Annotated in this window: 18 protein-coding genes and 5 pseudogenes; 4 read left to right on the forward strand and 19 right to left on the reverse strand. The window is 73.3% G+C overall.

Annotated elements, in window-relative coordinates:
* Positions 1-221 precede the first annotated feature (221 nt).
* From MRQ36_RS30620 to MRQ36_RS30645, 6 genes and pseudogenes are all read right to left on the reverse strand, one after another.
* Positions 222-1,550: pseudogene (locus tag MRQ36_RS30620) on the reverse strand (glutamate mutase L).
* Entirely contained in the window at positions 1,547-1,939 is a 393-nt protein-coding gene (locus tag MRQ36_RS30625; RefSeq protein WP_242800204.1) for a hotdog domain-containing protein, read from the reverse strand. Before MRQ36_RS30625 ends, MRQ36_RS30620 begins: the two are co-directional and overlap by 4 nt.
* The gene (locus MRQ36_RS30630; protein WP_308194947.1) at positions 1,936-2,688 is read right to left on the reverse strand and encodes an OAM dimerization domain-containing protein; all 753 of its coding nucleotides are present in this window, start codon (positions 2,686-2,688) and stop codon (positions 1,936-1,938) included. The genes MRQ36_RS30625 and MRQ36_RS30630 overlap by 4 nt, the downstream gene beginning before the upstream one ends.
* Positions 2,685-4,244 (reverse strand): lysine 5,6-aminomutase subunit alpha, encoded by a 1,560-nt coding sequence (locus MRQ36_RS30635; protein ID WP_242800205.1) that lies wholly within the window; start codon positions 4,242-4,244, stop codon positions 2,685-2,687. Before MRQ36_RS30635 ends, MRQ36_RS30630 begins: the two co-directional genes overlap by 4 nt.
* Complete coding sequence (locus MRQ36_RS30640) at positions 4,241-5,806, reverse strand: amidohydrolase (RefSeq protein ID WP_242800206.1); 1,566 nt, start codon at positions 5,804-5,806, stop codon at positions 4,241-4,243. The genes MRQ36_RS30635 and MRQ36_RS30640 overlap by 4 nt, the downstream gene beginning before the upstream one ends.
* Positions 5,807-5,810: 4 nt before the next feature.
* Entirely contained in the window at positions 5,811-6,860 is a 1,050-nt protein-coding gene (locus MRQ36_RS30645) for a zinc-binding alcohol dehydrogenase (RefSeq protein WP_308194990.1), read from the reverse strand.
* 153 nt (positions 6,861-7,013) lie between these two features.
* Between MRQ36_RS30645 and MRQ36_RS30650 the strand changes: the two genes are divergently transcribed.
* Positions 7,014-8,420 carry a KamA family radical SAM protein gene (locus tag MRQ36_RS30650; RefSeq protein WP_242800208.1) on the forward strand — a complete coding sequence of 469 codons (1,407 nt, stop codon included), beginning with the start codon at positions 7,014-7,016 and terminating at the stop codon, positions 8,418-8,420.
* 554 nt (positions 8,421-8,974) lie between these two features.
* On the opposite strand, the gene MRQ36_RS30655 is transcribed toward MRQ36_RS30650, so the two are convergent.
* Positions 8,975-9,883 carry an alpha/beta fold hydrolase gene (locus tag MRQ36_RS30655; RefSeq protein ID WP_242800209.1) on the reverse strand — a complete coding sequence of 303 codons (909 nt, stop codon included), beginning with the start codon at positions 9,881-9,883 and terminating at the stop codon, positions 8,975-8,977.
* A gap of 149 nt (positions 9,884-10,032) precedes the next feature.
* Positions 10,033-10,227, reverse strand: coding sequence for a CsbD family protein (locus tag MRQ36_RS30660; protein WP_242800210.1), 195 nt, complete (start codon positions 10,225-10,227; stop codon positions 10,033-10,035).
* A gap of 173 nt (positions 10,228-10,400) precedes the next feature.
* Here MRQ36_RS30660 and MRQ36_RS30665 point away from each other — a divergent pair, with 173 nt between their 5' ends.
* Positions 10,401-11,003 carry a histidine phosphatase family protein gene (locus MRQ36_RS30665; RefSeq protein ID WP_242800211.1) on the forward strand — a complete coding sequence of 201 codons (603 nt, stop codon included), beginning with the start codon at positions 10,401-10,403 and terminating at the stop codon, positions 11,001-11,003.
* Positions 11,004-11,152: 149 nt separating this feature from the next.
* Here the strand turns inward: MRQ36_RS30665 and MRQ36_RS30670 are convergent, their stop codons facing one another.
* From MRQ36_RS30670 to MRQ36_RS30720, 11 genes and pseudogenes are all read right to left on the reverse strand, one after another.
* Entirely contained in the window at positions 11,153-12,865 is a 1,713-nt protein-coding gene (locus tag MRQ36_RS30670; RefSeq protein ID WP_242800212.1) for a CDP-glycerol glycerophosphotransferase family protein, read from the reverse strand.
* A 226-nt stretch (positions 12,866-13,091) separates the two neighbouring features.
* Positions 13,092-13,631 (reverse strand): Lrp/AsnC family transcriptional regulator, encoded by a 540-nt coding sequence (locus MRQ36_RS30675; protein WP_242800213.1) that lies wholly within the window; start codon positions 13,629-13,631, stop codon positions 13,092-13,094.
* Between the two features lie 59 nt (positions 13,632-13,690).
* Complete coding sequence (locus MRQ36_RS30680; protein WP_242800214.1) at positions 13,691-13,906, reverse strand: DUF433 domain-containing protein; 216 nt, start codon at positions 13,904-13,906, stop codon at positions 13,691-13,693.
* A 9-nt stretch (positions 13,907-13,915) separates the two neighbouring features.
* The gene (locus tag MRQ36_RS30685) at positions 13,916-15,058 is read right to left on the reverse strand and encodes an acyl-CoA dehydrogenase family protein (protein WP_242800215.1); all 1,143 of its coding nucleotides are present in this window, start codon (positions 15,056-15,058) and stop codon (positions 13,916-13,918) included.
* Positions 15,055-16,170 carry a Xaa-Pro peptidase family protein gene (locus MRQ36_RS30690; protein ID WP_242800216.1) on the reverse strand — a complete coding sequence of 372 codons (1,116 nt, stop codon included), beginning with the start codon at positions 16,168-16,170 and terminating at the stop codon, positions 15,055-15,057. The genes MRQ36_RS30685 and MRQ36_RS30690 overlap by 4 nt, the downstream gene beginning before the upstream one ends.
* A gap of 9 nt (positions 16,171-16,179) precedes the next feature.
* Positions 16,180-18,009 (reverse strand): IucA/IucC family siderophore biosynthesis protein, encoded by a 1,830-nt coding sequence (locus MRQ36_RS30695; protein WP_242800217.1) that lies wholly within the window; start codon positions 18,007-18,009, stop codon positions 16,180-16,182.
* Positions 18,006-18,578, reverse strand: a complete 573-nt coding sequence (locus MRQ36_RS30700) for a GNAT family N-acetyltransferase (RefSeq protein ID WP_242800218.1) — start codon at positions 18,576-18,578, stop codon at positions 18,006-18,008. The genes MRQ36_RS30695 and MRQ36_RS30700 overlap by 4 nt, the downstream gene beginning before the upstream one ends.
* Entirely contained in the window at positions 18,575-19,855 is a 1,281-nt protein-coding gene (locus tag MRQ36_RS30705; protein ID WP_242800219.1) for a lysine N(6)-hydroxylase/L-ornithine N(5)-oxygenase family protein, read from the reverse strand. The genes MRQ36_RS30700 and MRQ36_RS30705 overlap by 4 nt, the downstream gene beginning before the upstream one ends.
* A gap of 36 nt (positions 19,856-19,891) precedes the next feature.
* Positions 19,892-21,329, reverse strand: a pseudogene (locus MRQ36_RS30710) (aspartate aminotransferase family protein).
* Positions 21,330-21,595: 266 nt separating this feature from the next.
* A pseudogene (locus MRQ36_RS30715) lies at positions 21,596-22,189 on the reverse strand (siderophore-interacting protein); the annotation flags it as partial.
* Entirely contained in the window at positions 22,186-23,211 is a 1,026-nt protein-coding gene (locus MRQ36_RS30720) for an ABC transporter substrate-binding protein (RefSeq protein ID WP_242800220.1), read from the reverse strand. The pseudogene MRQ36_RS30715 and the gene MRQ36_RS30720, both read right to left, overlap by 4 nt.
* A 109-nt stretch (positions 23,212-23,320) precedes the next feature.
* Between MRQ36_RS30720 and MRQ36_RS30725 the strand changes: the two are divergent.
* Both MRQ36_RS30725 and MRQ36_RS34210 read left to right on the forward strand, forming a co-directional pair.
* Positions 23,321-24,313: pseudogene (locus MRQ36_RS30725) on the forward strand (FecCD family ABC transporter permease); the annotation flags it as partial.
* 41 nt (positions 24,314-24,354) lie between these two features.
* Positions 24,355-24,597: pseudogene (locus tag MRQ36_RS34210) on the forward strand (hypothetical protein); the annotation flags it as partial.
* Positions 24,598-24,601 lie beyond the last annotated feature (4 nt).

Consider the following 24,601-nt stretch of genomic DNA (forward strand, 5'->3'; position numbering starts at 1 on the left):
GCCGCCCCGCCGACCCCCGCCCGCTGGACCTGGCCGCCGCGACTATGAAGGTCGCTCGGCCAGCGGACGAAGGGACGAAGCGAACAACAGCCGCTTCCCGTGGTAGGACTCAAAGACGGTACGTGCTGCCCCCCGCCCGTTGTCAACCCACCCCGGCCTGTCGTGTGTTGCGCCACGGCGTGTCGCGTCGGCGCGTCTCGATGGGCTGACCGTCGGTGCGCTCACCGGTCCAGGTGCCGGCGCAGCAACGCCCGCGCCGCCCCCGGATGGTCGTCGGCGAGCAGCCCACCGGCGGCCAGCACGTAGTCCACGTCGACGACGGGCCGCGCCGCCCGCGGCAACGGCCAACCGCCGCATAGTCGGTCAGCACCGCACCAGCACCCCGGCCGCGTCCGCCTGCGCGTGCCGCAACACCCCGCGGAACCCACCAGCAGCCGCACGGTCCAGGTCGACCAGCCCGTTCCCGGCGATCGCCTTGCCCCGCGCGTGCCGCCGCAACGCCACCGTCGCGGCCAGCGCCGCGATCCGCGCGTCGACCGCCCGGTCGGTGTCGTCGCCGGGCAGGAAACCCGGATCCAGCGGCCCGCACCGCGCCGCCGCGGCCAGGTCGTCCTGTTCGCCGGCGACCAGCAGACGTTCCTCGGCGGCGGCGCCGTTGCCACGCCGGGCGCGCTCCACCGCATGCCCAGGTCGCCCTCGACGGTCCGGGCCCGCCACAGGGTGCCGGCGACCTCCCGGCCCGGGCCGGTGGCCCGCTCGTCGGGGGTGAGCACCGAGTACACGTCGGTGGTCGCGCCCCCCACGTCCACCACGGCCAGGTCCCCACCGACGGCGTCGGCGAGGACCTCCACCCCGGTCAGCACCGCGTCGGGGGTCGCGGCCCGCACCAGCCGCGCGAACCGGCCACCCCGCGACAGCCGCTTCCCGCCGATGACGTGCCGCAGGAACACCTCCCGGATCGCCGCCCGCGCCGACGCCGGCGCCAGCACCCCGATCCGGGGCAACACGTTGTCGGCCACCGTCACCGGCACCCCCGCCCCGGCCAACAGGTCACCCAGGTCGTCGCGGACGTCGACGTTGCCCGCCAGGACCACCGGCACCCGCCAGCGGGCCTTCGCCAGCCGCGTCGCGTTGTGCGTCAACGTCTCCGCGTCACCGCCGTCGGTGCCGCCGACCAGCAGCACCACATCGGGGCGGGCACCGCGCAGCGCCGTCAGGTCCGCCGCACCGAGCCGCCCGGCCGCCACGTGCACCACGTTCGCCCCGGCCGACAAGCCCACCCGCCGGCCGGCCTGCGCGGTGACGAGGGGCTCGTAGCCGATCACGGCCAGCCGCAGCCCCCCACCCGCCGACGAACACACGTACCACGGCACGTCGCGGACCCCGAGGCCCGCGGTCGCCGCGCCCACGGCCGCGTCCAAGCCGTGCAGCACGTCCGAGCCGACCGTGGTCGGCGCGGACGCCGCCGCGACCAGCGCGCCCGCGTCGAGGTCCACCACCGCCGCCTTCGTGTACGTGGAACCGACGTCGGCGCAGACCGCGACGTTCACGCCGCCGGTGGCACGACCACCGTGCCCGTCGCGGTCACCGCCACGATCGGCTCGGCCAACACCTCCGCCGCCGACTCGCCCTTGTCCGGGCGGCCCCGGCACACCACCCGCGCCGTGAAGTCGATGGTGCGGCTGCGGGTACCCACCCGCGTGACGGTCGCCGTCACCTCCAGCACGTCACCCGCCTTCATCGGCGCCCGGAACTGCACATCCGCGTACGACGCGAACAACCCCTCGTCACCGTCGGTACGGATGCACACCTCCGTCGCCACGTCCCCGAACAACCCCAACGCGTACGCCCCGTCCACCAGGTTCCCCGCGTAGTGCGCGTGCGAATACGGCACATACCGGCGGTGGGTGACGGTCAACCCGACCCGGGGGTCGCTCATCGCTTGGCCTTCCTGTCGGTGATCAACGCGTGGACCAGGTAACTGGCGACCTCACCGGGCGTGGTGCCCCGCCCGAAGATCCGGTCCACGCCCAACTCGTCGGTCATCGTCTCGTCGAACCGCGGCCCACCCACGATCAGCAGCGGCCGCTTCCCCGCCGGCATCGCCTCCCGGAACGCCGCCGACATCTCCCGCGTGTTGTGCAGATGCGCGTCCCGCTGCGTCACCACCTGCGACACCAGCACCGCGTCGGCCTTCGCCACCCGGGCCGCCTCCACCAACTCCGGGACGCTGACCTGCGCACCCAGGTTCGTCACCGTCAACTCCCGGTAGTACTCCAGGCCCTTCTCCCCCGCGATGCCCTTCACGTTCAGGATCGCGTCGATGCCCACGGTGTGCGCGTCCGTGCCGATGCACGCCCCCACCACCGACAGCTTCCGCCGCAACTTCTGCTTCACCACCGCGTTGACCTCCTTGGCCGACAGCAGCGGAAAGTCCCGCTCCACCACCTGCACCTGGGAGAGGTCCACCAGATGGTTCACCCGCCCGTACACCACGAAGAAGGTGAACCCGTCACTCATCGGCTTCGCGTGCACCAACATCGCCGGGTCGATGCCCATCTTGTTCGCCAACTGCACCGCCGCGCCCTCGGCCCGCTTGTCGTGCGGCACCGGCAACGTGAACGACACCTGCACCATGCCGTCACCCGTGGTGTCCCCGTACGGCCGCACGATCGACTTGTCGCTCACGCCGCCCGCTCCAGGATCTCCGTCGCCGGGTTGTAGTAGCCCGCCTCGTGCTTCGCGACCCCGTCCAGGCCCTTACCCCGGTCCGCCGGCCGCTTCATGATCCCGAACGTGCCCTCGGCGATCGCCGTCAACAACGACTGCTCCCCGATCCGCTCCAGCAGATCCAACGCCTCACCGAGGACCCGGTTCGCGCGCTGCTGGATGAACCCACCCGGCGCCGGCACGAAATCCTCGTGCAACCCACCCGCCGCGCTCAACACGTACCGCACGTTCTGCAGGGCGATGTCCCGGTCCGACAACCACGGCGTCACCACCGCCTCCGTCATCATCCCCACCAGCAGGATGCCCTGCCCCGTCATCGTGCCCACCAAATTGAAGAACCCGTCCAGCAGGTTCCCCCGGAACACGTCACCCGTCATGTGCTTCGTCGGCGGCATCCACTTCAACGGCGCGTCCGGGAACAACTCCCGCGCCAACAACGCGTGCGCCAACTCCAACCGGAACGACTCCGGCACATCCGGGTTGATCTCGAACGCGTGCCCCAACCCCAACTGCCAGTCCGCCAACCCCGCCTCGTGCGCGAAATATTCGTTCAGCAGCTGCGACACCGTCACCGTGTGCGCCTCGTCCACCGCGTCCGCAGTGGTCAGATAGTTGTCCTCACCGGTGTTGATGATGATCCCCGCCCGCGCGTGCACCTGCCGCGAGAACCGCTGGTCCACGAACGTCCGGATCGGGTTGATGTCCCGGAACAGGATCCCGTACATCGAATCGTTCAACATCATGTCCAGCCGCTCCAGGCCGGCCAGGGTCGCCATCTCCGGCATGCACAAACCCGACGCGTAGTTCGTCAGCCGCACGTACCGACCCAACTCCCGCGACGAGGAGTCCAACGCCGCCCGCATCAGCCGGAAGTTCTCCTGCGTCGCGTACGTGCCGGCGAACCCCTCCCGCGTCGCGCCCTCCGGCACGTAGTCCAACAGCGACTGACCCGTCGACCGGATCACCGCGATCACGTCCGCACCCGCCCGCGCCGCCGCCTGCGCCTGCGGAATGTCCTCGTAGATGTCACCCGTCGCCACGATCAGATAGATCCACGGCCGCTGCTTCGGATCCCCGTACCGCTTCACCAGGCGGTCCCGCTCGACCCGCCGCCGGTCCACCTGCCGGACCCCGGCGCCCACCGCCTTGCGGGCCGCCCGCCGCGCCGCCGTGGCCGCCTTACCGGTGGGCTGGCTGAACCGCACCGACCCGGCCGCGGCCTTCTGCGCCAGCAACGTCACATCCGAGATGTCCTCCCGGAGCAGGGCGTCGAACACCGGCGCCGCCACCCCGTACCCCAGGCCCACATCCGCGACCACCGCGTCCACCAGGCGGTTCACCCACGGAATGCCATCCGGATCCGCGCCCGTCACCCCCGCCAACCGCAGCACCGCCCGCTCCACCGACACCGTCGTGTGGCTGCGCGCCAGATCCACCACCGGCTGCCCCGCCCGCCGCGCCAACTCCCGCGCCCGCGCCACCAGCACCGGATCCAGGTCAAGCTTCCCTGTCACGAAACGCCTTCCTCATAGATGACCTCACCGCGCAGCACCGTGCGCCGACACACCGGCAACGGCGTCGGATCGTCCGCACCCCGCACCTCCGGATCAGCCGCCTGCACCACCGGCAAACCCCGATCCACCCCCGCCGGCGTCGACCACACCGCGAACGTCGCCGGCGCCCCCAACGCCAACACACCCTCGTTGTCCAGGTGCACCGCCCGCCACCCGCCCCGGGTGTGCGCCGCGAACGCCGCCCGCACACTCATCCGCTGCGACGGATTGTGATGCGCCGCCGCCGCCCGCACCGAACCCCACGGATCCAACGGCGTCACCGGCGAATCCGACCCGAACGCCAACGCCACCCCGACCCCGTGCATCGCCCCCATCGGGTTCGACTCCAACGACCGGGACAACCCCAACCGCGACTCGTACATCCGGCCCGCGCCACCCCACAACCGGTCGAACGCCGGCTGCATGCTCGCCACGATCCCGAACTCCACGAACCCCGCGATCATCCGCTTGTTCATGATCTCCGCGTGCTCCACCCGATGCCGGGCCGCCCGCAGCCGATCCACCCCCACCTTCTCCGCCGCCCCCGCGAAACCCTCGAGCACCGTCGAGATCGCCGCGTCACCGATCGCGTGGAAACCACCCTGCATACCGTGCGCCGCACAGTCCAACAGATGATCACGCACCTGCTCCGCCGACAGGTAACCGTGCCCACAGGAATCCCCGTCCAGGTACGCCGCCGACACGTGCGCCGTCCGCGACCCCAACGCCCCGTCCGCGAACAGATCCCCACCCGCGCCCACCGCACCCAACTCCCGGGCCCGCGCCGCACCCGACAACTCACCCCAGTAGCCGTACACCTCCGGCACACCCGCCCCGGACATGCCCAGCAACCCCGTGAAGTCCTCCTCGTCGGAGATCTCCGGCCCACCGCACTCGTGCACCGCCGCGATCCCCAACGACGCCGCGTGCGCCAACGCCGCCCGCTGCGCCGCCACCCGCTGCGCCCGGGTCACCGACCCCTGCGCCGCCGCCCGCACCACATGGTGCGCGTCGCGCCGCAACCAGCCCGACTCGTCGTACCCCGGCGTCGCCGCCGCCTCCGGACACGCCGCCAGCAACGCCCGCGACACCAACGCCGAATGGATCGACGCCTGCGACAGGTACACCCGCCGACCCCCGGCCGCCCGGTCCAGCTCCGCCGCGTCCGGCAACCGGCCGTCCACCCAGCTCGACTCGTCCCAGCCGTGCCCCAGCACCACCGCGTCACCCGGCAGCCCCGCCGCGAACGCCGACACCGCGTCCAACAACTCCACCGCCGAACGCACCCGGGACAGATCCAGCCCCGACAGCACCAGCCCCGTGTCGGTGGCGTGCACGTGCGCGTCCACGAACGCCGGCGTCACCAACGCACCACCCAGGTCCACCACCCGGTCCGCGGCCGGCGCCTCCGCGTCCGCACCCAACCAGGAGATCCGGCCACCGGAAACCAGCAGCGCCGTCGCGGTGGGGTCGGCCGGACAGTGCAGCACGCCGCCGCGGTACAACGTCGAGGGGTTCGTCATGACCTCAGTCTGCCGCCAACCGGGACTCGAAGAGACCACGCACCCCCGGCTCGGACCGCAACAACTCCAACGCCAACTCCGCGTGCCCCGGCACGTACCCGTTGCCCACCAGCATCGTCACGTCCGCCGCCAGGCCCTCCGCACCCAACGCCGCCGCCGCGAAACTCGTCGCCATCGAGAAGAAGATCACCGTGCCGCCGTCCGCCGTGGCAAGCACCGCCCCGTGCTCACAACCCGGCACGTCCACGCACACCACCGTCACGTCCGCCGGCGTCCCCAGCGCCGTCGTCACCGCCGTGGAGAGCGCCACCGGATCCCGGGCGTCCGCCAACGCGACGCCCGTGGCCAGACCGGCCCGCTCCAGCGCGTCCCGCTCCGCCGCCACCGGCACCACCCCGACCGTACGACCCGCGCCCGCCCGCCGCGCCGCCGCGAGGGACAACGACCCGCTCTTGCCGGCCCCACCGATCACCGCCACCGACACCGGCCGCGGATCATCCTCCCGCTGCCGCCGCGCCACGTGCTCGGCCACCACCCGCGCCGTCAACGCCGGCGCACCGCACACGTCCAGCACGGCGAGGGACAACTCCGGGTGCAGGTCCGCCGGCAGCACCGCGGCGATCGACCGCGCGAACAGGATCGCGTACCCGTCGCACGGCACCTGCTCGCTGCGCCCGTCCCAGCGGGCCAACCCGTCGAGGATCGTCAGCGGCGTCAGCGTCAGCGACACCAGCGTCGCCACCCGGTCGCCGACCCGCAGCCCCAACGGGGACCGCCGGCCCGCCTCCTCCACCGTGCCGATCAGCATGCCGCCCGACCCGGTCACCGGGTTCTGCATCTTGCCCCGGGTGGAGACGATGTCCAGCACCTCGGCGCGGACCTTCTCACCGTCCCCGCCGTGCTTCTCCGACAGCTGCCGGAAACTCGCCGCGTCCAGGTTCAGCCGCTCCACCCGGATCCGCACCTCGTTCGCGGCGATCTCCGGGCGCGCGTCCAGCCGCCAGGCCGCCTGCGGCAGCACCCCCGCCGGTTCCACGACGCGGTGCAGACCCACCGGTGACGTCACGCCGACCTCCCCTGTCCAGCCGCTCGAAGCCCCGGCCTGGGCTCGCGTAACGGGAAAACTTCCGGCAGACTAATTTCTTCGCCGGATATTTTCCAGTAGCCTTCGGGGCCGCTGATCAACCGCACCACCCGAGGAGGGGCCGTGACCCAGACCCAACCCGTGGAGACCATCCCCGCGCCCCGCTCCACGCCGGTCGCAGTCCCCACCGCCGGACAGCCCTACGAATACCGCCGCAGCCCCCTGGTCGAACCCGACTGGACCCGCTTCCCCGGCTGGCGACACGTCACCCGCGAACAGTGGGAGAACGCCCAGTGGCAGCGCGTCAACTGCGTCAAGAACATCAAGCAGCTGCGCACCGTCCTCGGCGACCTCGTCGACGAGACCTTCTACGCCGACCTCGAGGCCGACCAGAAGGCCCTGGCCACCATGTCGATGCTGGTGCCGCCGCAGATGGTCAACACGATGGTGCCGCATCAGCCGATGACCACCGAGGCGTTCCTCGCCGACCCGATCCGGCGCTACATGATCCCCGTCGCCTCCGACCGGCGCACCGACTGGCCCTCCCACCCCTACGCCAGCCGTGACTCGCTCCACGAGCACGACATGTGGGTCGCCGAAGGCCTCACCCACCGCTACCCCACCAAGGTCCTCGCCGAGCTGCTCTCCACCTGCCCGCAGTACTGCGGCCACTGCACCCGGATGGACCTCGTCGGCAACTCCACCCCCGCCGTCGACAAGCTCAAGCTCACCCTCAAGCCCGTCGACCGCTACGACGCCCACATCGCCTACCTCAAGGCCCACCCCGGCGTTCGCGACGTGGTCGTCTCCGGCGGTGACGTGGCCAACGTGCCGTGGAAGAACCTCGAGTCGTACCTGATGCGGCTGCTCGAACTGGAGACCGTCCGCGACATCCGGCTCGCCACCAAGGCCCTCATGGGCCTGCCCCAGCACTGGCTCCAGCACGACGTGGTCGAGGGCCTGGAGCGGGTCGCCCGCACCGCCGCCCGACGCGGCGTCAACCTGGCCATCCACACCCACGTCAACCACGCCCAGTCGATCACCCCACTGGTCGCCAAGGCCGCCCAGACCGCCCTCGACGTCGGCGTACGCGACGTCCGCAACCAGGGCGTCCTCATGCGCGGCGTCAACGCCACCGCACCCGACCTGCTCGACCTGTGCTTCGCCCTCCAGGGCGAGGCGGGCATCCTGCCGTACTACTTCTACATGTGCGACATGATCCCCAACGCCGAGCACTGGCGGGTCCCCGTCTGGCACGCCCAGCAGCTCCAGCACGACATCATGGGCTACCTGCCCGGCTACGCCACCCCGCGGATCGTCTGCGACGTACCCTTCGTCGGCAAGCGCTGGGTGCACATGCTCACCGAGTACGACCGCGAGCGCGGCATCTCGTACTGGACCAAGAACTACCGCACCTCCATCGAGTCGGCCGACCTCGAAGCACTCAACAAGCGCTACGCCTACTACGACCCGATCGACACCCTGCCCGAGACCGGCCAGCAGTGGTGGACCACGCACCGCGACGACTGACCATCGAGCGCTGAGGCCCACCACCAGGGCCCCTTCGCTGCCAGCCCCAGCGGCCCTCCGCCCCGACCAGGGACGGAGGGCCGCTGCTGCACTCGAAGCACGACCGTCACGCTGCGCCCGGTGCTCCCGACGCGGACCGGCGACATCCTTCTTCGTCCTGTCTCCACCTTCCTGTCCTGGAACTGGTGACTGCCGTGCTGCCCGGCTTCCTCTCGGCGTGCTCGCCGGCGCGCTGGTCCTGACATACGTCCACAGCGCCACGGGCCGGGGTCTCGTCGCCGCAGCCTGCCGGATCCGATGTCTTCAGGCATCGACCGGGCCGCCGCTCTGATCGGTGCTGTGTCGGCCCGTAGGGCCGAGGCGTCTTTCTTGCTCCTGTACCCCGGTGACCCGGTGCACTACCGCTAATGCGTCCTAGGACACTAGGTGCGGTGGTGCAGCGGGCATGGTGCCGGCCGTCCCACCTCTCGCCCCACCAGCGCCTGCCGCTGTGGCCGCAGCACGGGTGCGGACCGGTCACGTCCTTGCCCGCCCGGCGGCAGGCGGCACTGGCATCAGGTCGTGTGGCGGATGATCGAGCCGGCGATCCGCTCGGTGAGCCCGGGTGAGAAGAACGGGTGGTGACCCATTCCCGGCACGATCTCCAGGTGCGCCCCCGGGATCTGCGCCGCGAGGGCCTCCCCGTGGGCCGGAGGAAACAGCGGGTCAGCGCTGCCGTGCAGGACCAGGGTCGACGCCGTGACAGCGGAGAGGGAGGCTCGCCGGTCGTCGTCCCAGCGCTGACCCGCGAGGTTGTGGTTCGCCGCGGCGGCGATGTCGGTGGCCCGGGCGTAGCAGCGCTCGACGAACCGCCGCGCGGCGGCCTCGTCGAAGGGCAGGACCTCACCGTTGAGCACCCGCCAGGTCTGCACGTCGGCCTCCATCCGCTCGGCCACCGTGGTGCGGGGCGCGTGCGCCGAGGCGACCAGATGGTGGAGGAACCGGGCCGTCGGGGGCGGCAGCTCGTCCACCGCGGCCGGTTGCCCGGCCATCGCCCGCGCCCATGCCGGGCCGGGGTTGTTCCCCATCGGAGAGGACGCCATGGCCGTCAGGGTGCGGACCCGGGCCGGCCGATGCACGGCGAGCCACTGCCCGATCGCCGCGCCCAGCGACGACCCGACGAGGTGCGCGGCCGCGACGCCGTGGCCGTCCAGCACCGCGGTCGCGTCGGCTGCCAGGTCGGCGAGCGCGTACGGATGCGTCGTGAAGTCGACGCAGTCGGACCGGCCGGTGTCCCGGTGGTCGAACCGGATCACCTGCCGACCGCTGTCCACCAGAGCTTCCACCAGCTCGTCGGGCCAGCCGATGCCCGGTGTCGAGGTACCCATGATCAGCAGCACGCTCGGGTCACCAGGATGACCGAACCGCTCGGTCCACAACCGAACCTGTCCGGAACGAACGAACTTCTTCTCGCCAGTCAGCATGCCGGGCACCGTAGCGCTCACCGGACGAGCGGGAAGCAACTACCCGTCGTAGTCGAAAGTGACGGTCATGAGATAATTGGGTGGGAGCGGGGGCCTTGTGCGTACGCCGGCGGACCCCCGGGCACTTCCGGGGTCCGCCGGCGTACGGGTCACTTCTCGAAGGCGTCCTTGACGTCCCGGCCGGCCTCCTTGACGTGCTCCCCCGCCTGCCGGGCCCGCGCGGTGCTCCGCTCGCTGGCCCCCTCGCCCCGCATCCGCTCGTTGTCGGTCATGTCGCCGATGCGTTCCTTGGCGGCGCCGGTCAGCTCCTGGGCCTTGTTCTTTGCCTTGTCGGTGAAGCTCATCTCGCCTCCTCGCCCGCTTCGGGTCGGCGCGGGCCTCGGGGCCGCTTGCCCCCTGCCGATCCGGGCAAACGTGGGTGCGGACGGCCACCACCGCTAGAGCGTCCTAGGAAGACAGGATTGAGCAGGGTGCCACTCGTCCGGCAGCGCGCCGACCCAGGTGGTTGACTGGGCGGGTGAGCGAGATCCTGCTGATCCGGCACGGCGAGACCACCTGGAGCGCCAGCCACCGGCACACGTCGTACACCGATCTGGAGCTCACCGCGGACGGCGAGCGGCAGGCGCGCGCGCTCGCCGCGGTGCTCGGTGGCCGCCGGTTCGTCGGCGTGCTGGCCAGCCCTCGCAAGCGGGCGCTGCGCACCGCCCACCTCGCCGGCCTCGACGTCACCGCCGTGGAACCCGACCTCGCCGAGTGGAACTACGGCGAGTACGAGGGCCGCACCGGCGCGGAGATCCAGGAGGAACGCCCGAACTGGAACATCTGGACGGACGGTGGCCTCGGCGGGGAGTCACCGGCCCAGGTCGGCGCGCGGCTCGACCGGGTCCTCGATCGGGTCGCTCCCCTGCTGGAGCGGGGCAGCGTCGCGCTGGTCGGTCACGGGCACAGCCTGCGGGTGCTCGGCGCCCGCTGGATCGGCCTGCCGCCGTCGGCCGGCGCGCTGCTGCGGCTCGACACCGCCACCGTCAGCGCGCTCGGTCACGAGCACGGGCGGCGGGTCATCCTGCGGTGGAACCAGCCGGCCCCGCCCGGTGACCCCGACGGGACAGCCCGGCAGTGATCCCCCGGCGGTCGCGCGGCGACGGCGCCGGCGGACCCGACCGACCTGGTCGGCTCCGGTGGGCGATGCCCGACCGGACCCGACCGACCTGGCCGGCTCCGGTGGGCGATGCCCGACCGGAGCCGACCGTGGGCGGCGAGGCCGCGCCGTCAGAGGTAGCGCGACGCCTCGTCGAGGAAGCGCTGCGCGTACCGGTCCGAGGGAATGTCCCCGAGGTAGTACTTCTTGAGGTCGCGGCGGGTGGCGGCGAGCGGGTCAGCACCGAGCAGGTCGTCCAGGGCGGTGTCGAGCCCCGGCAACCGGCCGCCGTGCGCGTCGATCACATAGGCGGCCCGCGCCAGCGGGAACTCCTCCGGGAACCGGGCCGCCGGCACCGAGACGGCGACCATCGCGAAGGGCTTCTCCGAGAACAGGTAGTCCGCCACCACGCTCGACACGTCCGACACCATCGCGTCCGAGGCGTTGAAGCAGTCCGCGACCGTCATCGCCACCTCGGCCTCGGCCCCGAAGACGTGCGGCCGGCCGTTCGCGCGGCGGTCGTCGGCCAGCAGCGTCCGGATCCGCGCGCACTCGCGGGTCAGCTCCGCCGACCGCTGGCTGTACGGGTGCGGCCGGAAGACGACGCTGCACCCGCGCGCCACCAGCGCCTTGACGATGTCGTAGCCCACCAGCAGCGACGAGTAGTTGGAGTCGGCATAGAAGCCGGCCCAGGTCGGGGCGTACAGGACCCGGGGGTTGGCGATCGAGGCGATCGGTGCGGCGGCGATCGCCACGTTCTCCACCTGGGGACGCCCGACGATGGTGAACATCTCCGCGGGCATCCGCACCCCGTTGGCCGCGAACCGGTCGATCGCGGCCTGGCCGGCGACGAAGTTCTTGTCGTACAGCCGGAAGACCGGGTTGTGACTCGGCACCTTGTCGCTGTCGCCGTGGTTGAGCTGGATGTGCGTCAGGTTGGTGTACCGGACGACGTGGTTGTTCACCGTCGCGGTGTTGACGTAGAAGGCGGCCCGCAGCGACGGAGCGATGACGTCGTCGAGCTGGTTCAGGCCCATCCGCATCACCACCGGGGCCGTGGTGAGGCCCGCCACCTCGGTGAAGTTGGTCTGGTTACGCACCAGCACGAAGAACTTCCGGCCGAGGCGTTCCAGGTAGGGCAACCACATCGCGAGCTGGTAGGCGGTGCCGGCCGGCGCGTTCCAGTGCACGAGGAAGACCGGCTCGTAGGCGGTCAGCGTGGCGAGCAGCTTCGCCTCGCTGCGGCGCCGCGCGCGGAACTCCCGCAGCCCCTGCCACCCGGTGACGAGCGTCAACCCGAGCGCCGCGACCGCCACCACCAGCGCGACCACGCCGGAGACGCCGGTGAACGCGCAGACCAGGGCCACCAGCACGGCGACGGCGTTGGCCAGCGCCACCCGGCTCAGGTCGGGGCCACGGCGTCGCGGCGAACCGAGTCCGGGCAGGTTCGCCGCGACCGGGTAGACCGCCTCGAACACGGACGTCAGCAGCGGCTCGGCGAGCACCGCCACGCCCGCGACGGCGACACCGACCGCCAGGGCGGGAGCGAGGCCGCCGTGCACCACGCCGAGCAGGTAGGCGCAGGCGAGCAGGAGGACACGGGCCACGACCGAGGTTCCGGCCGCCGCCCGACGACCACCCCGCCACGTCCAGGCGAGCAGCCCGAGCGCGAGCAGGGCCGCCGGGAGCGCCCAGAGACGGGAACCGCCCACCGCCGCCAGCAACAGGGCGGCGAGGGCCGCCACGTCGACCGCCGCGGCGGGCAGACGCGAGCCGACGGCGGAGGTCCGCGCCTCCGTCAGCCGTCCGCGCAACCGGGACCGACCCGGCGTCGACGCCGTCATCGTGCGATCCCGACCGACGACGGGCCGCCCCACGGCAGCCGCCCCGCCCGACTCCGGCAGATGGCCCGGAAGTTCTGTTGCAACGCCAACTCCTTTTCCCACTGGCTACCTGTTCCCGCAGCCGTGACGGCTCGGGGAACGGTGGTTCATCGTGCGGGCGCGGACCGCCCACGGCTCGCGGTCGCCGCCCGCGTACGCGCCGCGCCGCGGGCCGCCGCCCGACGGCCTACCGGCGGTGGTCCGTGCCGGGCGGCGTCACCCTCGCCTGCGACCCCGCTGACTCGGCCGGGCCGCCCCGCAGCCGGTGCGGGTGCACCGGTTCCGGGCCGACCTTCGGGGCGCGGTGCTCGTACGGGGTGGAGAGCACCACCGTCGTGCGGGTGGTGACGTTCGCGGCCGTGCGGATCTCCTGCAGCACCCGCTCCAGGTCCGCCGGGCTGGCCACCCGCACCAGCAGCAGGTAGAAGTCCTCCCCGGCCACCGAGTAGCACGAGTCGATCTCCGGCAGGCCGGCCAGCCGCTCGGGGGCGTCGTCCGGCTGCGAGGGGTCGAACGGTCGGATCGCCACGAACGCGGTCAGCGGCAGGTCCAGCGCCTCGAACGAGACCCGGGCCGCGTAACCCTTGATGACGCCGCGCTGCTCCAGCCGGCGGACCCGCTGGTGCACGGCGGACACCGACAGGCCCACCCGCTCGGCCAGGTCCGTGTACGACAGCCGACCGTCTCCGGTCAGTGCGGCGACGATGGCGCGGTCGATCTCCTCCACGCGCTGCAACCTACCTGGAATCGACCGCACCGTCGCACCCGGTCCGGCGGGTGCGACGGTCAGCGCGCCGTCCGGTCCCGGACCGCGTCGGCCGCGTAGTTCAACACCTCCGCCATGTCCTCCTCGTCGAGGAAGGGCAGATCGGTGAGGATGTCGGTGACCGACATGCCCTCGGCGAGCATCGCCAGCAGGGTGGCGACGGGGATCCGCGACTGCCGGACGCAGGGCGCACCCCCCATGACCTCGGGGTCGACGGTGATGCGGGGGAACGTCACGGCGACAGGTTAGCCCTTGGCCAGCGCGCGCGAGATGACCAGCCGCTGGATCTGGTTGGTGCCCTCCACGATCTGGAGCACCTTCGCCTCCCGCATGTACCGCTCGACCGGGTGGTCGGCGACGTAGCCGGCGCCGCCGAGCACCTGCACCGCGTCGGTGGTCACCCGCATCGCCACGTCGGTGGCGAAGAGCTTCGCCTTCGCCGCCTCGATGGAGTACGGCCGGCCCGCGTCGCGCAGCCGCGCGGCGGACAGCATCAGCGCCCGGGCCGCGGAGATCTGGGTGGCCGCGTCGGCGAGCAGGAAGCCCAGCCCCTGGAAGTCGATGATGGACCGGCCGAACTGCTGCCGCTCCCTGGCATAGCCGACGGCGTAGTCCAGCGCGGCCTGGGCGAGGCCCACCGCGCAGGCGGCGATACCGAGCCGGCCGGAGTCCAGGGCGGACATGGCGATGGTGAAGCCCATCCCCTCGCCGCCGATCAGCCGGTCGGCCGGCACCCGGGCGTCCTCGAAGACGATCTGCGCCACCGGAGAGGCGTGCAGGCCCATCGTGCGCTCGGCGGCCTGCGGCTGGATGCCCGGGGTGCCGCGGTCGGCCAGCAGGCAGGACACGCCCTTCGGGCCGGGGCCGCCGGTGCGGCAGAAGATGTTGTAGAAGTCGGCGACCCGGGCGTGGGTGATCCACGCCTTGGTGCCGGAGACCACGTACGCGTCGCCGTCGCGGACGGCCTTCGTGGTCAGCGCCGCCGCGTCGGAGCCGCCCTGCGGCTCGGAGAGGCAGTACGCCCCCAGCAGTTCCCCGCCGATCAGGTCGGGCAGCAGCTTGCGCTGCTCGTCGCTGCCGAACTGGGCGACCGGGTAGCAGGACAGGGTGTGCACGCTGACCGCCTCGGCGACCGCGAGCCAGCGGCTGGCCAGGATCTCCAGCACCTGGAGATAGACCTCGTACGGCTGGGCCGCGCCGCCGTGCTCCTCGGCGTACGGCAGGCCGAGCAGGCCGGCCCGGCCCAGGGTGCGCAGCACCTCGCGGGGGAACTCGGCGCGCTGCTCGAAGCCGGCGGCCTTCGGGGCGAGCTCGCGGTCGGCGAGTTCGGTGGCGAGGTCCAGCAGGTCGTGGGCCTCGTCGGTGGGGAGGATCCGGTCGACAGTCATAGCGCGATGAGCTCCGTGGGGGTGGTGTTGAGCCGTCGTACGCCGTCAGTGGTGCAGACGACGATGTCCTCGATCCGGGCGCCGTGCCGCCCGGCCAGGTAGATGCCGGGCTCGACGGAGAAGGCCATGCCGTCCTCCAGGGGCCGGGAGTTGCCGGCGACGACGTACGGCTCCTCGTGGGTCTCCAGGCCGATGCCGTGTCCGGTGCGGTGCAGGAAGGCGTCGCCGTGGCCGGCGGCGGTGATGAGGTCCCGGGCCACCGCGTCGACCGCCTCGGCGGTGACCCCGGGGCGGACCGCGTCGACCGCGGCGCGCTGTGCCGCGTGCAGCACCGCGTAGTAGTCGGTGAACTCGGCCGGGGCGGGGCCGCCGGCGGTGTAGGTGCGGGTGCAGTCGGAGCGGTAGCCGGACGGCATGGTGCCGCCGATGTCCACCACGACCGGCTCGCCGGCGCCGATCGGCCGGTCCGAGGTGCCGTGGTGCGGGCTGGCGCCGTGCGGGCCGGCGGCGACGATGACGAAGTCGACACTGACGTGGCCGGCGGCGCGGATGGCCGCGGCGATGTCGGCGCCGACCTCGTTCTCGGTCCGGCCGGGGCGCAGCCACTCCCCCATCCGCCGGTGCACCGCGTCGATCGCCGCGCCGGCCTCCGCGAGGGCCGCCACCTCGGCCGGGGACTTGCGGATCCGCAGCTCGCGCAGCACCTCGCCGGCCAGCCGCTGGGTGGCATCGGGCAGCGTGGCACGCAGCGCGAGGACCTGCTCGGCCCACATCCGGTCGGCCAGTCCGACGGCCCGCACCGGCCCGGGCAGCGCCGCCCGCAGCAGCGGGTACGGGTCGGTGCCGTCGGCGTGGTCGACGATCCGCAGCCCGGTGGCCGGGGCGGGGGACGCCTCCGCGCCGGGCCGCTCCAGGACCGGCACGATCAGCGTCGGCTCGCCCTCGGCGGGCAGCACCAGGCAGGTGAGCCGCTCCCCCTCGTGGGCGTCGTAGCCGGTCAGGTAGCGCAGGTCGGCGCCGGGGGTGAGCAGCAGCGCGTCGAGGCCGGCGGCGGCGGTGGCGCGCTGCGCGGCGGCCAGCCGGGCGGCCGGGTACAGCTCGTCGGTTCCCACCCACTCAGCTTAACGGTCGTTTGGGCATTCGCGGGACCCGGTCGGGCCGGTGGACGGGTGGGCGGCCGGGGCGTACCGGGCGATCGGGTTGGTCAGCTCGCCGACCAGTTGCAGGGCGCCGGCCGGGTCCGCCAGGTCGACCATCTGCTGGTTGTCGCGCAGCTGGAGGCGGTTGAGGCAGGAGCGGGCGAAACGCGGCGCGAACAGGTCGTACCGGCGGAACCGGTCCGCCAGGTGCGGCACGGCCGCCCGGTAGTCGGCGGCGCACCCGGCCACCGTCCGCCAGAAGGTCTCCTCGTCGAGGACGCCGGCACCGGCGAGCAGCGCCGCGAGGTGCCGCAGGAAACCGTCGAAGACGTCGGTGAAGATCGACAGCAGTCGCAGTTCGGTCGGCACGTCGACGCGGATCCGTTCGACCGCCGGCGGCAACGGCACGTCCGGGTCGAGCACCGCGATCTCCTCGGCGATGTCCTTGAGCACGACCCGCTCCACCGCGCCGTCGCGGAGCACCAGCAGGACGTTCTCGCCGTGCGGCAGGAAGACCAGGCCGTGGGCGTAGAAGGCATGCAGCAGCGGCACCAGGTAGGCGTCGAGGTAGCCGCGCAGCCACACCGCGGGCGCCCGACCCGAGCGGGCGAAGAGCGCCGCGGCGAGCGGCCGGCCGGTGGCGTCGATGTGCAGCAGGCACGCCATGGTGGCGAGCCGCCGGCCCGGCTCCAGCGCCCCCACCGGGCTCTCCCGCCAGAGTGCGGCCAGCATCTTCCGGTACGGCGAGTGCCGGTCGGTGGCCGCCTCGTACTGCCGGTGCCGGTAGCCCACGGCGGCCCGTTCCCGCAGGATCGACACCCCGGTCCGGGCGAACACCTCGTCGCCCGCGATCAGGCCGGCGACCCAGTCGTTGATCGCCGGGGTGGCCGCCATGTACGCCGCCGACAGCCCGCGCATGAACCCCATGTTCAGCACGGACAGCGCCGTCTTGACGTAGTGCCGGTGCGGCGCGCTGACGTTGAAGAAGGTCCGCACCGACTGCTGGGCCCGGTACGCGTCCGGGCCCTCGCCGAGGCAGACCAGCCGGCGGGCGGCGAGTTCACCGGCGAAGGTGACCGACAGCTTGTTCCACCACTGCCACGGGTGCACCGGGATCAGGTGGTGGTCGGCGAGGTCGAGGCCGAGCGCGGCCAGGGTGGCGGCGAACCGGGCCCGGGTGGCCTCGTCCAGCTCGGCGTTCAGCAGGGTGTCCCGGTCCAGGTCGGCGGCGGCGCTGAACGTCGTGTGGTCGCGGTGCGCGGCAAGCCAGACCAGCCGGACCTCGGCGGCGGCCTCCGGGGCGTACCGGTGGTGGTCGTCGACGCCGAAGCCGAGCCGGCCGCCGTTGGCCACGAAGCACGGGTGCCCCTCGGTCATCGCGGCCTCGACGGTCTGGAAGTCGGCGTCGACCAGGTCGTCGGCCGACGACCGCGATCGGCGCAGCCGGTCGGCGAGGCCGGCCAGGGTCGCGGTGACCTCCTCCAGATAGACCGCCAGGATCCGGTCGTCGAGGCCGAGCGACCGCCGCAGCTCCAGGCAGAGGTCGACGGCGTCGAGCGGGACGACCCGTCCGTTCCGGGTACGGCGGATGCTGTCCGGGTCGACCTGCCAATGGTCGAGTTCCCGGCGGCAGGCGGTGAAGTGGTAGGTGACGGTGTCGTCGTCGCCGTGCACGACGTATTCGCCGCCGGCCGGGGCAGGGGTGATCAGGCGTTCGTGGGCGAACTCGGCGAGCGCCTTGCGGACGAGCAGCCGGTTGGCCCGCGCCCAGAGTTCCGGGGTGAGGTGGGTGACGGCGGCACGGGGGTTCATCTGAGGGCTCCTTCGGTGGCGGCGCGGAACCGCTCCCGGGTGCAGGTGCTGAGCAGGGCGGTCTTGGTGGGCAGGGCGACCGGTCCGAGGACGGTGAAGCCGACGGCGGCGTTGAGCGCGTGCACGGCGGTGTTGCGCACGTCCGGTTCCACCACCACCCGGCGCACCGAGGGGTCGGCGAAGAGCCAGTCGAGCACGGTGGTGAGCACGGCCCGGCTGAAGCCGTGGACCGGGTTGTCGGTGGGGGCGCACAGGAAGTGCATGCCGACGTCGCCGGGGCGGTGGCCGTACGCGCCGACCAGTTCGACGTGGGCCGGGTCGTAGCGTTCGGCGAGGAAGGCGGGCACCCCGCGCCACAGCCCCAGGCAGGCGTCGTGGTGCGGGTGGGCGGCGATCCGCCGGTACTCGGCGACGACCGCGGCCACGTCGGCGTCGCCCATCAGCCAGAACGCCGCTGCGGGGTGGGTCACCCAGCGGTGCAGCAGCGCGGCGTCGCCGTCCGGGTCGACGGCGCGCAGCGCGAACCGCCCGAGCCGGCGGTCGTCGCGGGCGTGGACGGTCCCGGTCACGACGCCGGCACCCCGAACTCCTGGAAGGCGATCCGCCGCTCGATCGGGTAGTGCTCGCGGCCCAGCAGCTCCCGGATGATGCACGAGTTCCGGTACGCCCCCATGCCCAGGTCCGGGGAGGTGATGCTGTGCGCGTGGGTGGCGCCGTTCTGCAGGAAGATGCCCCGCCCGGTGTGGTCGATGCTGTAGTTGCGGGCGACCGCGAAGCGGCCCCGGCCGTCCCGGCGGATCCGGTCGCGCACCGGCGCGAGGAAGTCCGGCGGGCGGTACCGGTAGCCGGTGGCGAGCACCAGCCCCTCGGTGTGCAGGGTCAGGTCCCGCCCCTGTTCGAGGTGGCGCAGGGTGAGCAGGTGGCCGCCGGTCGCGGGATCGGGTCGGACGCCGGTCAGCTCGGTGTTGGTCAGCAGCCGGGTACGGACACTGCCGGTGACGCTGTGGGCGTAGAGCTGGTCGAAGATCGTGTCGATCAGGTCGGCGTCGATGCCCTTGAACAGCCCGCGCTGGGCAGCCTCCAGCTCGTAGCGGGTGTCCTCGGGCAGCGCGTGGAAGTAGTCCACGTAGTCCGGTGAGGTCAGCTCCAGCGTGAGCTTGGTGTATTCGAGGGGGAGGAACCGCGGCGAGCGGGTGACCCAGGTGAGCTGGTAGCCGTGCTCGTCCAGGTCGCCGAGCAGGTCGTGGTAGACCTCGGCCGCGCTCTGTCCGCTGCCCACCACGGTGATGCTGCGGCGGGTGCGCAGCGCCGCCCGGTGCGCCAGGTAACGCGAGGTGTGCACCGCCCCGGGCAGCCCGGCGCAGGCGTCCGGGACGTACGGCGGGGTGCCGGTGCCGAGCACCAGGTGCCGGGCCCGGTGGGTGACGACCCCGCCGGCCGTGGCGGCGTGCACCACGTAGTGCTCGTCGGCCGGGTCGTACCGCACGGCGGTCACCTCGTGGCCGAAGCGCACGCTGTCGAGCCTGCTCGCCGCCCAGCGGCAGTAGGCGTCGTACTCGACACGCAGCGGGAAGAAGCTCTCCCGGATGTAGAACGGGTAGAGCCGGCCGGTCTCCTTGAGGAAGGCCAGGAAGGAGTACGGCGAGGTCGGGTCGGCCAGGGTGACCAGGTCGGCCAGGAACGGGGTCTGCAACCGGGCGGACGGCAGCAGCATGCCCGGGTGCCAGGCGACGTCGGGCCGGGCCTCCAGGAAGAGGCCGTCGAGGTCGTCGATCGGCGCGGTCAGGCAGGCGAGCCCGAGGTTGTACGGGCCCAGCCCGATCGCGATGAAGTCGTGGGTGGACAATCCGGCCTCCGGTCGGCGGGTGCGGGGACGCTCCGGTCAGCGGGCGACCACGGCGGGCCGGTGGTCGTCCGCGTACCGGCCGGCGTGGGCGGCGATCAGGTCCAGGACGTGCCTGACGTCGGCACGACTGGTCGCCGGGTTGAGCAGGGTGAACTTGAGGAACTGGCGGCCGTCCACGACGGTGGCGGCGACCATGGCCGCCCCGGCGGTGACCGCCCGGCGGTGCCGGTTCGCGGCGTCGGCCAGCTCCGGCGGCCCGCCCGCCGGCCGGTAGCGGAAGACCACGGTGCTCAGCGGTGAGCGGGCCAGCACCTCGAAGCGCGGGTCCGCGTCGACCAGCGCCCACGCGTCGGCCGCCCGGTCCAGTACCTCGTCGAAGAGCGCGCCGACGGCGTCCGGGCCGAGGATCCGCAGGGTCAGCCACAGCTTGAGGGCGTCGAAGCGGCGGGTGGTCTGCAGGCTCTTGTCGACCTGGTTGGGCAGGGTGTCGCCGGCCGGGTTGAGGTAGTCCGCGTGGTGGGTGACGTGCCGCAGCGTGCGGCCGTCGCGGACCAGCAGGGCGCTCGCGGAGACCGGCTGGAAGAACGACTTGTGGAAGTCCACGGTCACCGAGTCGGCCCGCTCGACGCCGGCGAGCAGGCGCCGCCGGGTCGGCGAGACCAGCAGCCCGCAGCCGTACGCGGCGTCGACGTGCAGCCACACCCCGGCGGTGGCGCAGCATTCCGCCAGCTCCGGCAGCGGGTCGATGCTGCCGAAGTCGGTGGTGCCGGCGGTGGCGACGACGGCCATCACCACCAGCCCGGCGGCCCGGCACCGGGCCAGCTCCCGGCGTACCCGGTCGGGCCGCAGCCGCCGGTCCGGCCCGGTCGGCAGGGCCAGCACCGCGTCGGCGGCCAGGCCGAGCAGGTCGGCGGAGGTCTGCACACTGAAGTGCCCGGCGGTGGAGGTGATGATCCGCAGCCGGGGCAGCAGGTCCCGGCCGAGGCCGTGCCGGGCGCACGCCTCCTCCCGGGCCAGCAGCAACGCCTGCAGGTTGGACTGGCTGCCGCCGCTGGTGAAGACGCCGTCGGCGGCCGGGCCCAGCCCGAGCCGACCGGCGGTCCAGGCCACCAGCCGCCGCTCGATCAGGGTGGCCCCGGCGCTCTGGTCCCAGGTGTCCAGGGACGAGTTGACGGCGCTGAGCACCGCCTCGCCGAGCAGCGCGGGCAGCACCACCGGGCAGTTGAGGTGGGCCAGGTAGCGCGGGTGGTGGAACCAGACGGCGTCGCGCAGGTAGACGTCCTCCAGTTCGTCGAGGGCGGCGTCGGTGTCGCCGAGCGGCCGGTCCAGGTCGACCGCGTCGATGCGGGGCGCCAGCCCGGCCGGGCTTATCCCGGTGCACGGCCTGGTCGACGCCGGCCACCCGCCGGGCCACCCGGTCGACGCCGGCGGCGACGATCCGGCGGTAGCGCCCCACCGAGCCGGCGTGCAGCAGGTGGGACCGGGCGGCGGCGGGCTCCTGCCGGCGTACTCATCTCGGGTCCTCCCGACCGGTGCGGAGGGTGTCCTCGCAGATGCCACGGCGCCAGTAGCCGGCGAAGGCGACGCCGGCGGTCCAGGCCGCGCACGTCGACCAGGTGCCGGCGGACTGGCGCGCGGACCGCCGCCGATCTTCGCCGGCGACCCAGGCGGGCTGGGCGGCGGTGCGCCGCGCGCGCAAGCCGCCGCGACCAGCAGCTCACCGGGGGCGGCACCGCCCCGGACCAGCCAGCGCACCTCGACGCGGGCGGCGGTGGGCAGCGGCTGGATGTCGGCGGAGTGCGGCACCGACCAGCACGTGCGTGCGCCGGCCGGCAGCCAGGCCAGGATGCCGGCGACGGCGGGCAGCGCGGTCTCGTCGGCGACCAGCAGCACCTCGTCGGTGCCGGCGGGCGGCCGAAGCAGACGCTGCGGTTGTCGGGCACGGCGGGCCGAGCAGCGCCACCCGGTCGCCCGGTCGGGCCCGGCCGGCTTCCAGCGGGTCGCCGGGCCGGTGTCGCCGTGCTGGACCAGGTCGATGTCCACCTCGGCCCGCTGCGGCCGTTGCTCCCGGATCGTGTACGAGCGCATCACCGCGCGCACCTGCGGGTCCATCGCCCGCCAGGCGGCGTACCAGTCGTCGCCGGTGGGCAGCACCGGCGCCGGCTGGCCGGGGCGCGGCAGGAAGAGCGAGACGCTCTGGTCCCGGCCGCCGCCGGCGAAGTCGGCCAGCTCCGGACCGCCGAGGGTGATCCGGACGAGCGAGGCGCCGACCGGTCGGGTGGCGACGACCCGGGCGGCGTAGAAGCGGTAGCGCAGGGCGACGGCGGTGCTCACGGGGCGACCCGCTTCGCGGCGCGGATGGCGGTGGCCAGGTTCTCCAGCAGCGGCGCGGCACCCGCGTACGAGAAGCGGGGCACCGCGTCCCAGCCGGTGACCTGGCCGGCGCGGACCGCCGGGAGCCCGGCCCAGGTGGGCTTCCCGGCGAGGTCCTTCGGCTGCAGGGCGGTGCCGCGGTTGTCCAGCAGGATCAGGTCGGCGGGGAAGCGGTCGGCGTTCTCCCAGCTCAACGCCTCGAAATAGTCGCCCTGCGCCAGCTTCGTCGGCACCACGAGGTCGACGCCCAACTCGGCGAAGTACATCAGGTCGGTGCTGACCTTCGGGTTGGAGACGTAGCACAGGTCGGGGCTGCCGGAGGCGGCCAGCACCCGGATGCCGGGGTTGGCCCGGACGGCCTGCCGGACGGCCCCGGCGGCGGCGGCGAACCGGGTCCGGGCCTCGGTGACCTTCCGCGCCGCCGGGTCGGCGCCGAGCGCGGCGGCGAGTCGGGCGTACTGCTCGATGGGGCGGGTCATCGGCACCCGGGCGGTGGTCACCGCGACCGTCGGCGCGAGCGGGAGGATCTTCGCCCGGCTCTCGTCCGGGACGTACCAGAGCGCGCCCGGGTCGTACCTGTGGGTGACCAGGAGATCGGGGCGGAGCGCGGCGTACTTCTCCAGGTCGAACTGGCCCCAGGCGTTGCCGAGCAGCTCGACCGCCTCGACGTCGAGGTCGCCGGCCTGCGGTTCGGCGCTGCCGTCGGCGCGCCGGGTCTCCCCGAACACGCCGACGATCTGCGCGTCCAGTCCGAAATCGATCAGTGCGGCGGCGACCCCGGTGAAGGCGACGATCCGGTTCGGCCGGCGCGCGGCGGTCACCTTCTCGCCGCGGTCGTCCACGAACTCCCACGACCCTGCCGCCGCTCTTTCGGTGGGCCCACGTCGGGAACAGCCGGCGAGCAGCGCGGCGACGGTGCTGGCCCCGCCGGCCGCGAGCAGGCCGCGGCGGGAGAGACGGCGGGCGGGAACGGGTACGGGCATGGGCGTCGACTTTCGATCAGGGGCCGGAAATGACCATGGACGGCGAGGTTAGGTTAACCTAACCTAACTTGCTGTCAAGCCCGCGCGTCCCACCACATCGGAGCCCACCCTGAAACCCCGTACCGTCCCGGCACCCGTACCGCGACACCGCGCCGCCGTCCGCGTCGGTGGCTTCGCCGCGTCCCTGCTGCTGCTCGCCACCGTCGCGGCGCTCAGCATCGCGGTCGGCGCCCGGCAGCTCACCCTCACCGAGGTCTGGCAACGCCGTGTTCACCCCCGCGTACCCGATCAGCACCGGTGATGCGGCTGCTCCGACGTTGCTCGGCCTGGTCATGCCGGCTCGCCCTCGGCGGTGCTGCCGGCGCGGCCATGCAGGCGCTCACCCGCAATCCGCTCGCCACCTGGCCTGCTCGGCATCAACGCCGGCTATCGCCGCGGTGGCCACCGCTACTCGCCTTGCTCGGCGTCACCGATGTCGCCGACCACCTGTGGTTCGCGCCGCTGGGCGCCGCCGTGGTCACCGTCGTCGGCTACCTGGTCGGCGGCGGACCGGCAGCCACCCCGACCCGGCTCGCCCTGGCCGGCGCGGCCCTGAACGCCACCCTCTTCTCGTACGTCAACGCGGTGCTCCTGCTCGACGCCGCCACGCTGGAGCGGCTGCGGTTCTGGACGGTCGGCTCGCTGGCCGACGCGCGCACCGGCACCGTGGCCCGGATCCTCCCGTTCGTCGGTGCGGGCCTGCTGCTCGCCCTGCTGGTCGTCCGCCCGCTCGGGGCCCTCACCCTCGGCGACGACGCCGCGCGCGGGCTGGGCGCCCGACCGGCGACCATCCGGGCGGTCGTGATCGTCGCGGTCACGCTGCTCTGCGGCGCGGCCACCGCCGCCTGCGGCCCGATCGTCTTCGTGGGGCTCCTCGTGCCGCACCTGGTCCGGGCGCTCACCGGACCGGATCCGCGCTGGCTGCTGCCCGGCTGCGCGTTGCTCGCGCCGGGCGCGAGGTGCTGTTGCTCGGCGGTGACGTGCTCGGCTGGCTGCTGGCCGGCCCGGTGAACTCCAGGTGGGCCTGGTCACCGCGGTGCTCGGCGGTCCGCCTCGCACCTGGCGTCGGCCACGGGTGGCCGGCCGCGATCGTGCTGCGCCTGCGTGGGCTGTCGGCACGGCCGCGTCCCCGCGCGCTCGCCGTCGGCGTCGCCGGCACGCTGTTCGCCCCGCGCTTGGCGTGCTCGCCGTCGGTGCCGGGGAACACCCGATCGGCCCCGCTGCCGTGCTGCGCGCGTTGGCCGGCGGCGGCCCCGCGGCCGACCGGTTCATCGTCACCGAGCGCGGCTGCCCTGGCTCGCCACCGCGCTCGCGGTCGGGGCGGCCCTCGGGCCTGCCGGGGCGGTGTTCC

Source organism: Micromonospora sp. R77 (assembly GCF_022747945.1).
GTDB lineage: Bacteria > Actinomycetota > Actinomycetes > Mycobacteriales > Micromonosporaceae > Micromonospora.

Coding starts and splice junctions, on each gene's coding strand:
- MRQ36_RS30720 (WP_242800220.1), bottom strand. CDS start 23,211: ATGCCCGTACCCGTTCCCGCCCGCCGTCTCTCCCGCCGCGGCCTGCTC.
- MRQ36_RS30625 (WP_242800204.1), bottom strand. CDS start 1,939: ATGAGCGACCCCCGGGTCGGGTTGACCGTCACCCACCGCCGGTATGTG.
- MRQ36_RS30660 (WP_242800210.1), bottom strand. CDS start 10,227: ATGAGCTTCACCGACAAGGCAAAGAACAAGGCCCAGGAGCTGACCGGC.
- MRQ36_RS30640 (WP_242800206.1), bottom strand. CDS start 5,806: ATGACGAACCCCTCGACGTTGTACCGCGGCGGCGTGCTGCACTGTCCG.
- MRQ36_RS30655 (WP_242800209.1), bottom strand. CDS start 9,883: ATGCTGACTGGCGAGAAGAAGTTCGTTCGTTCCGGACAGGTTCGGTTG.
- MRQ36_RS30670 (WP_242800212.1), bottom strand. CDS start 12,865: ATGACGGCGTCGACGCCGGGTCGGTCCCGGTTGCGCGGACGGCTGACG.
- MRQ36_RS30695 (WP_242800217.1), bottom strand. CDS start 18,009: ATGAACCCCCGTGCCGCCGTCACCCACCTCACCCCGGAACTCTGGGCG.
- MRQ36_RS30685 (WP_242800215.1), bottom strand. CDS start 15,058: ATGACTGTCGACCGGATCCTCCCCACCGACGAGGCCCACGACCTGCTG.